This is a genomic window from Candidatus Rhabdochlamydia sp. T3358, from assembly GCF_901000775.1.
Classification (GTDB): domain Bacteria; phylum Chlamydiota; class Chlamydiia; order Chlamydiales; family Rhabdochlamydiaceae; genus Rhabdochlamydia.
The window spans coordinates 36,591-48,714 of sequence record NZ_CAAJGQ010000012.1; the positions used below are offsets into that span (position 1 = coordinate 36,591).

The following is a 12,124-nucleotide window of genomic DNA, read 5'->3' on the forward strand; positions in this document are numbered from 1 at the left end:
AATAGTTGTAAAGATTGAAAATTGCCAAGTCTGTCATGCTTATGTGACAAGATGCCTTATTTATTAACTTATAGCAGTTTGTCTTAGCTTCGTCAAATTAGAACTCCATTTTAGTAGCAATCAGGCCCGGGCCCAAAGCGACGAAGGAGATAGTCTTTTATACCTCGTAGAGCTGCTTTATAGGTAAAAAGTTTATGTCTTTTTCTTTCTTGTTCAGCTTTAGCGTAAAAAGGTTTAAAACAAGTATACTGTATAGATTTCAGCAAATAGATTTTTATCAGATGAAGGGTCTCGGGAATTAATACTCGTGTATAGATGCTTAAAAGGTGCTTAAAAGCACAGTTACGCTCGATCCAAAGAAGACGATTGCGCCACCAAAAATAGGTGCTATGTGTTTTACCTGTAAAAGAAGCAGAAACTTTATGCCAAATTTTTGCAGAGGGATAACTAATAATTTGAAATCCTTTGCGTTTGGCACGCATACAAAAATCGGATTCTTCCCAAATCAAAAAAAAGCGAGATTCCAAGAGACCTATTTGTTCGAAAACTTCTTTTTTGATCATCATAGCAGCCCCACAAACATAATCAATACAGAAGGCGGTGTCCCAATTCTCATCTAATGCGTGTAATCCGATTAAATCAAAAACTCCTTTTTTTTGATTCCAAGTTCCTCCGAAATGATCTAATTTTCCCTCGTTCTGCATCAGGCAAATTTTAGCTCCAAGAACTCCTGCCTTAGGGAATTGTTGAAATCCTAGCATGAAGTGCTTTAATAAATCAGAAGAAACCTTGGTATCATTGTTTAGCAGCAAAACAAAGTCGGCTTTGTAATTTAAAGCGTATTGGATTCCTATATTATTACCACCTGTGAATCCTAAGTTGGTTTGATTTTCTAGCAGTACGTGATTAGGGAACTGAAGCTTTATAGCAGAAATAGAATCATCCTTTGATCCATTATCAACAATGATTACTTGATAGTTAGAATAGTCCAATGACTCTAGAGAACTTAGGCAGATTAGAGTATCTTGCCTCCCATTCCAATTTACAATAATAATAAAAATCTTAGGAAGATAGGCTGAGGGCATAAGAGGACCATCCGGCTTTGCGATATTCACTCGCTGCTTGTTTTGGGTTTTCTGCTTGATAGATTCCTCGACCCACAATGATTATATCACTTCCTGCTTTGATGGCTGCGTCTGGGGTTTGGTATGTCTGTCCTAAACCGTCTTTATCATTAGCAAACTGAATACCAGGTGTAAAGTGAATCCATTTTGGGTTGTTAGAAATTTTTTTTAAACAAATGAAACCAATCACAAAATCCTCATGTTGTTCAGCCATTTTTAGCGTAGCTTCTACATATTCTTCTTTAGCAAGGGTTCCAGAAGAGCTCATCTCTGCTAATAGAAGCAATGCTCTGTTAGAGATAAGACCTATATTTTTAAGAGCTGCGATAATACCAGGCCCTGCAACACTATGTGCATTGATCAAATCAGCCCATTCAACCATTTTAAAAGGGCCTCCCTGATATTGTAATTGTACGGTATTTCCAATGTCCGCAAATTTACGATCTTCAAAAATCGTAAAGTTCTCTTTATGACTAAGCTCTTGGAGCTTTTTTGTAGTATTTGGATGAAAATCGTTGAGAATGTCTATGTGTGTTTTTAACATGCAGATTTCAGGTCCTATCAACTCTGTAAAAGCAATTAAGGCATCAGATGAGGTAAAATCAGCTGCAACGCAGAGATTGCTTTGTTTTTCTTGACAGATGCTAAATAGTTTTTTTGCAACTGGATTAGGACAAAATGCTATTCTTTGTTCATAACTATATTTTCTTGTCATAGGTTTTTAAAAAACAAGTAACATTTTGAAATATATTTTCTTCGATTTTTTTCTCTTCATATAATACTTCCAAGGCTTCATAAATACTGATTAAGCTGTGAACAGAAAGCCCATTTTTTTGCAGGGCTTTTACATCTGATTGCTCGCGGTTGAGCACAACACAAATATTCTTAACAATGACTCCTAGATTTTGTAGGGGAATAACTGTTTCAAGAATGCTTTTACCTGTAGTAATCACATCTTCAATGACTAAACAAAGCTGCTCTTTACTAAATATTCCCTCAATAATAGATTTTGTTCCATATTCCTTAATCTCCTTACGGCGCATCAGCATGGGAATATTATATTTTAAAGAGATAGCTGTCGCAAGAGGAAGAGCAGTATAAGGCACTCCACAAATCAAACTAAATTCTAAATCAGACGCAAGTTGCCAGAGGGCATCGCGGATTTCTTTTACCATCTTTGGAAAAGAAATAATCCGTCTTAAATCGATGTAAATCGGAGAAGTAATACCACTCTTTAAAACAAAATGGCCAAATTGAATCGATCCTATGCTGAAAAGATCAAGAATCATTTTTTTAGTTTGTAATTGGATCATCTTTGCTCTTTTGTATGGTATTTTGCTGCTAAATAAGGATCCCACATCATACCTGTTGCGGTCATTGCGGCATGAGCTTTTGCTTTAAAAAAAACAGAAAAATGCTCTGGCAGGGAAATACCTCCTACTCCGATTAAGGTAAGGTCGAGCTTTTCTTTTTGGATAATTTCATGGGCTTGTGTAATAAATCGCACTGCAGTGGAGAGAATAGGTCCTCCGCAAATACCACTTGTTGGTCTATCAGGTCCTAAAGGAGAATTCCCAGCAGAATCAACTACTTTAGAGCTAACTGAGTTAATCCCAGAAATGGCTTGTATTCCATTTTGAGCAGCTGTGATTAATACTTCTTGTAATAGTTGTTTAGAAGGAAAAACACCCACTTTAATGATTAAAGGAATAGGATGAACAGCTTTAACAAGTGCCTTTCCGATTTCTGCAACAGCAGAAGGGGACATATAGATAGCTCCTTCTTTTGTCTTTACATTAGGACAAGAGAAATTCGCTTCGATAATCTTAGCACCTGCTGCTTTAGCTAAGGTAGCAACAGCTACAAAATCTTCTATAAAGGAACGCTCTTTTTGAAAAGAACCTACTATAGAAACAACCATAACCTGTCCTTCTTGTAGATAAGCATTTGCACGAGGGATATCCTCTAATAAAAAAGCAGGTGATCTAGAAGGCATGCCAAAAGAGTTTGTAATCGCTAGATCCTCTATTTGCTTAGGTAGAAAAGGGACTTGTTTAACACTATATTTGGGGTCATTTGCATGTATAGGGCCATTTGTATCAACATAAATAATATTTGGCATAGGATGAGCTGCATATTCTTTGCTGCGAATGGTTTTATATACAGGGATATCATATCCCAATTTAGCTGCTAGTGAAATCCATTTAGAGTTTAATAAAGGCCCAGCTGCTACACCAATACAAGAGGCTACTGGGAATCCCAAAAAATTAAGCATTGCTTCTCTAGAAGAAAGGTTTCTTTTGGGAATTGCTCCATCAAAGAAAGGGCCCTCTTCTGCATTTTCTAGATAACTTTTTTTCATATCGTAAATAGGGGCGTGATCTGGATACCAATTAGGTAATTTAGTGGCAGGCATAGAGATTATCTCCTAAAACAGTCATAACGGGCCAACCTTTTAAAGTAAGACCCGCATAGGGACTCCAATTGCATTTTGTCTGTAATAAAGAGGGATCTAGTACTTGTGTTTTTTGCATATCGATTAAAACAATATCCTCACAAGAAGGGAGTCGGAAAATCTCTACGATTTTCTTATGCATGAGTTGTTCAATATCGGACAATTGGATTTTTCCCTGATTACAGGCATCTAGAAGTAAGGGAAGGGTAGTCTCTATGCCGGGCATTCCCGATAAATTTTTAGGATAACTTGCAGATTTTTCTTCTAGGGTGTGAGGAGCGTGATCTGATCCAATTGTATCCACCACTTTTTCTCTAATAGCCTGCCATAGTGCATCAGAGTGAACTTGTTGTCTTAAAGGGGGATTCACTTGTGCTTTAGTTCCTAGTGAATCATAGGCTTTTGTCGAAAGAAATAGATGGTGGGGGGTAACCTCGCAATACACACAAATGCCTTTTTCTTTAGCTTGCCGAATCAACTCTATTTCTTGACTTGTGCTCACATGTAGAAGGTATAAGCGTGTGTGATACTTACGAGCTAAGTCAATAGCTTTGCTAGTTGCTAGATAAGCTACTTGTTCGTTACGAATTTTAGAATGAATTTTAGGTTCTTTATGATGAGAAAACCGGGCTTTTCTTTTAAGAATTAAATCTTGATCTTCTGCATGTACAGCAACTAATAGATCATTTTCTGCAGCGAGTTTAAAAGCTGTTTCTAATGATGTATCATCATCTAATAACAAACCTCCTGTTGAGGACCCCATAAAAATTTTCAAACCGATAACTTCATTACGACAACGCTCAATCTCAGAAAAGTGGTTTTTATCCACACCTAGGTATAAGTCAAAATGCAAGGAAATTTCTGCCTGCTTTAACTGTTTTTGGATAAGCTGTTTTTTTTCTAAAACTCTCTCTAGTGTGTTTGTAATAGGTAGAGTGTTAGGCATGTCAAATACGGTGGTAATTCCTCCTTGTAAAGCAGCTTTAGCTCCTGTCTTCCAATCTTCTTTATATTCTAACCCAGGAGTGCGAAAATGAGCGTGTGGATCGATTAAAGCGGGCAGGAGTGTAAGATGATGACTATCAAAGGTCATCTCTTTTATAGAGGGGATTTGCCAATCAAGCCTTTTACCATCGACGGTAGAGACTTGCTTAAACGTAATCATATTTTAAGGATCCTTGTAAAATAGTATGTAATAGTCCCATACGAGTGTATACCCCATTCTCTGCTTGTTGAAAATAGTGTGCAAATGGGGTATGATCAATTAAAGGATCGATCTCATTATTTCTTGGAAGTGGATGTAGTATTTTTAAATGGGAAGGTGCATTTACTAAATGAGCTAATTTCAAGGGATAAAGGTTAAAAAAGGTGGGATCAGTGCTTGTCAATTTATGCGTTTGCAGACGTGTTATATAGAGAATATCTAAGCGGGGAATGATTTCATCTAAATTTTGATGGAAGGAAAATTGTATTTTTTTTCTTGTTAAGTGAGCGAGTAACTCTTGAGGAAGAGATAAGCCATCCGGAGCACAAAAAAACAGACGCATACCAAATAAAGCACATGCAAAGCAGAGAGAGTGTACTGTGCGTCCATATTTAAGATCCCCTACAAAGGCAATAGATAATCCTTGAAGATCTTTTTGTGTTTCTTGCATGGTAAATAGATCTGTTAAGGTTTGAGTGGGATGTTCTTCTGTACCATTACCAGCGTTGATAACCGGTGTTTTAGTGCTTTTATGAGCTAGATGTATAGATTCTTTAGAAGGATGCCGCAATATAATGACATCTGCAAAAGATCCTATAACTCTTATCGTATCTTCAAGAGATTCCCCTTTTTGTGCAGCGGTATTTTTCCCATCGGGAAATCCAATTACCCGGCCTCCTAATTTAAGCATAGCGGTTTCAAAAGAGAGACGGGTTCTAGTGGAGGGCTCATAAAAGCAGGTAGCGAGAATAGAAGTTCTTAGTAAGGGTGGAGGGGTAGAATTTTTCATGATGTGTGCTTGTTCTAAAAGATAGAGAATCTCTTGACTAGAAAAATTTTCCATCGAAATAACACTTCTATTTCTGAATGTATGATTCATGAAAGTTTCCTTAAGGATTTTAAAGCAAATTTTTCTGATTTACAGAGTTGATGTAAAACAGCTTCATAGACTTCTTGCATTCCTATTTGCAACATACAAAAGGGATTTGCGCATTTTTTTTGTAGGCAGGGAGAACATGTTTTTTTCTTTGCAATTACCGTATAGTCTTTTACAGCATAAGGACCGCACAGATGAGGGTTTGTGGGACAAAAAATGGCAATAGTAGGTGTTTTTACAGCAAAAGCCATATGCATTGGACCTGTATCATTACAAACCATTAGATCCATGTTCTGAATAAGAGCAGCAAATGTTTTTAAAGGCAGATCTATTAAGGAAGTGCTATTGGGAATATTAGAGGCGATTTGTAAAACTAGTTCTTTTTCCGATTGATTGCCTGTAATAAATATGTGGCATTTATGTTGTGTGCTTAACAGATTGCCTAAGGCAATAAAATGAGAAGAAGGCCAACGTTTAAAAATATCTTTAGATCCTGGATGAAGCAAGATACAAGGATGTATGTGATCTTGTAAATGATCTATTAGAGGCAGAGCGTTTTTTTTGTCTTGCTCACTTAAAGCAATTTCTATTCGATGGTGAGCTGGTTTTTTACCAATTAATGCTGCAATAATTTCTAAGCGTCTTACGATTTCATGTTGTGGTTTTTTGGGAAGAAGGTGAGTCATTAAAGAATCAAGCCCTTTATTTGATCCTTCGGTACCAATAATTTTTTTAGCTCCTAATAAATACACAAAAGGCAAAACTATTCTTTGAGAGGAATGAAAGAATAAAATATAGGAAAACTTCTTTTTCTTTAGCTTTGAATAAAGAGAAATAAGAGAGGTAATTATAGGTTTTTTCAATAAGAATAGATCATTAATATAGGGGTTGTTTTCTAATAATTCTTTTCCAATATGGCTTGTTAAAACTGCAATATACCCTTTAGGATACTGTTCTCTAAGAGAGCGGATCGAAGGAGTCCCCCATAAAGTGTCTCCTAGCCCAGTTGTAGAAACAACTAAAAACCTCTCTTGTATGGTATTTTGTTTGATAAAATAGCGCAAAATCTTTACAAAAATTTTCAAGAGAATATTTTTAAAAGACTTAACTGTTTTTTTCACTTTATAGCCCTTCTGTTTATCAGATCTTTTTCGGAAATTGTAGCAAAGCATTGCCATGGAAGGATAAGCAAGGATTTCAAGTTAAGCTTTACTAGACAGCTTAAAAATACTTGTGCGTTTTGTAAGTTAGTAATCAATGGGATATGATGATCAATACTTAAACGTCTAATATGAAACCCATCTGTTATAGGATTAGCTCCTGTGCCTTTAGGGATATTTATAATTAAATCAAAATATCTCTTTTTTATGAAGCTAGATAGATGGGGTTGTTTTTTTTGACTTCTCTTATAAGTGCATTGGGATTCTACTTGATGGCTTTTGAGAAAGTCATGAGTTCCCTGAGTAGCAAAAATTTTCCATCCACAATCTGCAAGCGCTTTAATCGATTCCAAGAGTTTACTTTTTTTATTACCTCCAATGCTAAATAAGATTTTTTTTCCTTTAATTCTTGTCTGCGTAGCCATCCAAGAAAGGAAAAAGGCCTCTTGTAAATTTCTGCCTAAGCAAGCTACTTCTCCAGTAGAAGCCATTTCAACATGAGCAACAGGGCTTGCTCCTTTTAAACGTTGATAAGAAAATTGGGGAGTCTTAACACCTACATAATCAAATTCAAGAGTTTTAAAGACGCCTGAGATAGGTTGATTTAAAAGCGCTCTAGTTGCAATTTCAATAAAATTATGTCGTGTTACTTTACTGACAAAAGGAAAAGAACGAGAAGCTCTCAGATTACATTCAATAACTTGAATAGCATTACCTTTAACGACAAATTGAATATTAAAAGGACCGGTGATTTCAAGCGCTTTGACAATTTGCCTTGTAATGAGTTTTGTACGCCGAATGGTTTCTAGATCTAAATTTTGAGGAGGTAAAACCACTGTAGCATCTCCTGAATGCACTCCCGCATTTTCAATATGCTCAGAAATAGCTTCAATGATAATTCTTCCTTCTTTAGCCACTCCATCAACTTCGAGTTCTTTAGCTTCTGTAATAAATTTGGATAAGACAACGGGGTAATCAGGAGAAATCTTTGTTGCTTGAATAAGAAATTGAGCCAGATCATCTTCAGAAAAGACAATATTCATCGCTGATCCTGAAAGCACATAAGAGGGCCTAATGAGAACAGGGTAACCCACTTGGCTTGCAAAGGATTTTGCTTGGGTAAGTGAAACGACAGTAACCCATGTCGGCTGGTCAATTTTTAATTTATGTAATAAACTGGAGAACTTATATCGATTTTCTGCCCGATCAATTTGCCAAGCTTTTGTTCCCAAAAGGGGATATCCATATTTATTAAGAACTATACTTAAGTTATTTGCAATTTGTCCCCCTACAGATACAATAATCCCTTTTGGACTTTCAAAATCTGCAATATCTCGAACTCTCTCAAAGGTGAGCTCTTCAAAATACAGACGATCTGATTCATCATAATCTGTGGATACGGTTTCTGGATTGCAATTGATAATCATTGTTTTTTCTTCTAAAGAGCGAAGCTCTCTACATGTGTTTACAGCACACCAATCAAATTCAACAGATGATCCAATTGAATAGGGGCCAGAACCAAGTACAATTATAGGAGGAGAATTAAAAGGTTGAATGTCATGGCATATGCCATGGTAACTTAAAAAGAGGTAATTGGTTTTGGCATCAAACTCTCCAGCTAATGTATCAATCTGTTTAATCATAGGCAAGATTTGATAACGGTGACGTAGTTTTCGTACTTTTTCTTGAGAGATGTTTTTTATTTTTCCAATGCTTTGATCAGAAAAACCATATTGTTTAGCTTTTCGTAATAAGCCTTTGGTTAGGGGTTGTTTTTTTAAGAGAGAAGCAAGCTGTGTAATAGATTGGATATGCAGTAAAAACCAAGGATCGATTTGACATAATGCTTGTGCCTGTTTAAGGGTTGCTCCTTTTTCAAAAAAAAGAGCTAGTGCAAACAATCTTCTATCGGTTGCTTCGTGAATTTCTTGAGAAAGATTTTCAATAGGATAGGGATAACTAGTTAATCCATCGGCTCCAATGTTTAGCATGCGAATAGCTTTTTGTAGAGCTTCGGGAAAGCTTCTACCTATTGCCATTACTTCACCTACGCTTTTCATTTCAGTACCGATTTTGCGCTCTGCTGAGCGTAGTTTATGGGTGTCCCATCTGGGGATTTTGACAACAATATAATCTAAGGCAGGTTCAAAAAAAGCTGTTGTTTTTTTTGTCACGCTATTACGAATTTGGGCAAGAGAAAAACCTAAACTAAGCTTTGCTGCAACAAAAGCAAGAGGGTATCCAGTAGCTTTTGAGGCTAAAGCAGATGAGCGAGAGAGTCTAGCATTCATTTCAATAACTCTATAACTGCCGTCTTTAGGATTTAAGGCATATTGTATATTACACTCGCCTACAATTTCAAAAGCTTCTGCTGCTTTTAATGCAATAGAACGCAGGAGGTGGTATTCTTGATTGTTGAGTGTTTGCGAAGGTGCAACGACAATGCTCTCTCCTGTGTGAATCCCCATCGGATCCAAATTTTCCATATTGCAAATCGTTAGTGCATTTCCATATTGATCACGTACAATTTCATATTCAAGTTCTTTAAATCCGAATAAATACTCTTCGATGAGAATCTGCGAACAAGCATTTAGGGCTTCCTGCGCTTTTGTATGTAGTTCTTTAGGGTTAGTAATTTTCCCCGACCCTAACCCCCCTAAAGAAAAACCTAAGCGTAGCATAACGGGATAGCCTAGTTCTTCTGCCGCTTTTAATGCTTGAGCAATAGATTTGACTGCTCTACTTTTAGGAGTGCAAATACCGATGCTTTCAAGTTTTTTTTTAAAAAGATGCCGGTCTTCTGTTAACTGGATAGAAGAAATATTCGTGCCGAGTATTTCTACACCATATTTTTGAAAAATATTTTTACTAGCAAGTTGAAGGCCTAAATTAAGAGCTGTTTGTCCTCCAAAGCTTAACAAGATACCACTGGGTTTTGTTTTAGCAATAATCTGAGAGACAATTTCTACATCGAGTGGAAGCAAGTAGGTTTCATCCGCTGTGCAAGGATCTGTTTGTACTGTTGCCACATTAGGGTTGATCAAAATCGTATGAATTTTTTCTTCCTTTAGCGCTTTAATAGCTTGGGTTCCCGAGTAATCAAACTCGCCGGCTTGACCAATCTTTAAACCTCCAGAGCCTAGAATCAATACAGACTTTCCTTGGAAACGTTTATCATCTTTCATTTTCTATAACATGTTGTAAAAAGTTTCGAATAATCCCATCATATCAGTGGGGCCAGGAGATGCTTCAGGATGAAATTGCACGGCAAAAAAAGGAAGTTCTCGATGTCGAATTCCTTCGACGGAGCCATCATTTACATTGCGAAATGAGACCTTCCAATTTTTAGGTAAACTATTTTCTTCTATGGCAAAACCGTGGTTTTGCGATGTGAGAAAAAAGCGCCCTGATTCTATACATTCACAAGGTTGATTTTGACCTCGGTGTCCAAAAGGTAGTTTATAAGTTTTTGCTTGAGCTGCCAATGCCATGAGTTGAGCTCCCAAACAAATGCCAAAAATCGGTTTTTTCTTATTCAAGGCTTTTTTTAAAATGTCTACTGTTTGTCTGCAGTCAAGAGGATCTCCTGGTCCATTAGATAAAAGAATCCCATCGTACTCTTGGTCTAAATAATTGTAGTCAAAAGGAACTCGTTTGATTTGAACAGGGAAATTAAGCAAGCAACGCAAAATGCTTTGCTTCATGCCACAATCAACTAAAATGATGGTTTTCTTTCCTTCCCCATACTTCCTTAAAATAGGACAACTTACCTCTTTAACAAGAGAAGCAGTATGAGGATTGGAAAAACTTACCGCTCCTTCTTGTGTAATGGCCCCAAGCATGCTGCCTTCTGTTCGAATGTTCTTTGTTAAAGCACGGGTATCTACTCCAGAGAGAAAAGGAACTTTTTGCCTATATAGCCATTGAGCTAGGGAACTTTTTGCTTGATAATGGCTGTAAAAAGGACAGATTTGATTAATAATAACGCCTCTGGCATGGATTTTCAAAGACTCCCAAAGCCTAGAATCGGGAACACCATAATTGCCAATCAAAGGAAAAGTAAAGATTAAGATTTGTCCTGCATAAGAAGGATCTGTTAGGGATTCAACATATCCTGTCATTCCTGTTGTAAAGACAACTTCGCCAAAAACCGTTTCTTTAAACCACTTTGGTGCATGCCCTTGATAGGTCATGCCATTTTGTAAAACAAGTTGCGCTGGAACTAGTTTCAAAAAATTCATATTGCATTCAAACCTAACAAAAGGAAAAAGAGAAGTAAATATATTTTTTGATTTATTTTACCCAAGAGCAGTTGTTTTGAAAAATACTTGCAACATCCTGTCATCATTTGCAATAGATTAAAATTCTTAATTCTCATTATAGTTTACTTTACTACTTAAGGGAGCGACACAATGACAATAACCTGCAATCCCAATCTTCAGCTGATTTATGTATCCGACATTGAACGTTCAACGTCTTTCTACAAGACATTGTTCAATTCTGATCCAGTATTTTCAAGCCCTCGCTATGTAGCATTTTTTGCTGGTGGGGAAGCGCGATTTGCCATTTGGACAGGTGGAACAAAACCTGATTTTTCTGCACCACGTTTTTCTGAGATTGGTATTATGGTGCCTTCCAACGAAGAGGTAGATGCTCTCTTTCAGGAATGGCGAAAAAATTCCGATATCAAATTTTTGCGAGAACCTTATACGGAGGTCTTTGGTCGTACTTTCCTTGTTCAAGATCCCGATGGTCATATTATTCGGGTATCTCCTTTGGATTAAGAGATTGTGTATTTATCAATAGATTTAAGAACTAAGTTTCCCAGGAAATTTTTTGCATTGCAGTTTATTTATTTAATATAAGGGAATAAATGATGCAATCGTGCGAATTTTTAAGGCGTAAAAAAAGCTTTCCATAGGCACATTTTTGTCTAAATATAAGAAATCTTCTTAATTAAATGATTTTATTTGTTTGCTTTCTATCTGTCTACTAAAGTGTGTCAAGATCAGTTTTTTCTTCTATGTGTGCGTAAAGTGAGCTCATAGGCAATCTTACAGGTAACAAATATTGGATTGATACAAAGATAACAAGTCTTAGAGTACAGTTAATGATATATAAGAAAAACATTTACTTTACTAAACCTTTTTTTTATCATTAATATCTCTTTTTTTAAAAAGAGGATCTATAAGATAGAAAAGCAAACAGGAGTACGTATAAAAATATACGGCAGGAATTACTAGAGCATCGTTATTTTTGTAATATAAAAACCTTGATCATCAATGTGAAAACTATGTTTTTAAA

Annotated in this window: 10 protein-coding genes; 1 reads left to right on the top strand and 9 read right to left on the bottom strand. The window is 36.4% G+C overall.

The genetic code is table 11. The features are described from left to right. Nucleotides 1-110: 110 nt before the first annotated feature. The 9 genes from RHTP_RS03240 to carA are packed head-to-tail and all read right to left on the bottom strand — an operon-like array spanning nucleotide 111 to nucleotide 11,061. The gene (locus RHTP_RS03240) at nucleotides 111-1,085 is read right to left on the bottom strand and encodes a glycosyltransferase family 2 protein (RefSeq protein ID WP_138106698.1); all 975 of its coding nucleotides are present in this window, start codon (nucleotides 1,083-1,085) and stop codon (nucleotides 111-113) included. After that, nucleotides 1,063-1,839 carry an orotidine-5'-phosphate decarboxylase gene (gene pyrF / locus RHTP_RS03245; RefSeq protein WP_138106699.1) on the bottom strand — a complete coding sequence of 259 codons (777 nt, stop codon included), beginning with the start codon at nucleotides 1,837-1,839 and terminating at the stop codon, nucleotides 1,063-1,065. Before pyrF ends, RHTP_RS03240 begins: the two co-directional genes overlap by 23 nt. Beyond that, nucleotides 1,823-2,437: an orotate phosphoribosyltransferase gene (locus RHTP_RS03250; protein ID WP_244609517.1), complete on the bottom strand. Its 615-nt coding sequence runs from the start codon at nucleotides 2,435-2,437 to the stop codon at nucleotides 1,823-1,825. Before RHTP_RS03250 ends, pyrF begins: the two co-directional genes overlap by 17 nt. Further along, nucleotides 2,434-3,540 carry a tRNA-dihydrouridine synthase gene (locus RHTP_RS03255; protein ID WP_138106700.1) on the bottom strand — a complete coding sequence of 369 codons (1,107 nt, stop codon included), beginning with the start codon at nucleotides 3,538-3,540 and terminating at the stop codon, nucleotides 2,434-2,436. Before RHTP_RS03255 ends, RHTP_RS03250 begins: the two co-directional genes overlap by 4 nt. Then, nucleotides 3,527-4,744 carry a dihydroorotase gene (pyrC, locus tag RHTP_RS03260; protein ID WP_138106701.1) on the bottom strand — a complete coding sequence of 406 codons (1,218 nt, stop codon included), beginning with the start codon at nucleotides 4,742-4,744 and terminating at the stop codon, nucleotides 3,527-3,529. Before pyrC ends, RHTP_RS03255 begins: the two co-directional genes overlap by 14 nt. Beyond that, complete coding sequence (gene pyrB, locus RHTP_RS03265) at nucleotides 4,731-5,663, bottom strand: aspartate carbamoyltransferase (protein WP_138106702.1); 933 nt, start codon at nucleotides 5,661-5,663, stop codon at nucleotides 4,731-4,733. Before pyrB ends, pyrC begins: the two co-directional genes overlap by 14 nt. Next, the gene (locus tag RHTP_RS03270; protein ID WP_171005719.1) at nucleotides 5,660-6,781 is read right to left on the bottom strand and encodes a glycosyltransferase family 9 protein; all 1,122 of its coding nucleotides are present in this window, start codon (nucleotides 6,779-6,781) and stop codon (nucleotides 5,660-5,662) included. The genes pyrB and RHTP_RS03270 overlap by 4 nt, the downstream gene beginning before the upstream one ends. Continuing rightward, the gene (gene carB, locus RHTP_RS03275) at nucleotides 6,778-10,005 is read right to left on the bottom strand and encodes a carbamoyl-phosphate synthase (glutamine-hydrolyzing) large subunit (protein WP_138106704.1); all 3,228 of its coding nucleotides are present in this window, start codon (nucleotides 10,003-10,005) and stop codon (nucleotides 6,778-6,780) included. The genes RHTP_RS03270 and carB overlap by 4 nt, the downstream gene beginning before the upstream one ends. Nucleotides 10,006-10,008: 3 nt before the next feature. Beyond that, nucleotides 10,009-11,061, bottom strand: coding sequence for a glutamine-hydrolyzing carbamoyl-phosphate synthase small subunit (gene carA / locus RHTP_RS03280; RefSeq protein ID WP_138106705.1), 1,053 nt, complete (start codon nucleotides 11,059-11,061; stop codon nucleotides 10,009-10,011). Nucleotides 11,062-11,232: 171 nt separating this feature from the next. Between carA and RHTP_RS03285 the strand changes: the two genes are divergently transcribed. Then, the gene (locus RHTP_RS03285) at nucleotides 11,233-11,604 is read left to right on the top strand and encodes a VOC family protein (protein ID WP_138106706.1); all 372 of its coding nucleotides are present in this window, start codon (nucleotides 11,233-11,235) and stop codon (nucleotides 11,602-11,604) included. The last annotated feature ends 520 nt before the right edge of the window (nucleotides 11,605-12,124 follow it).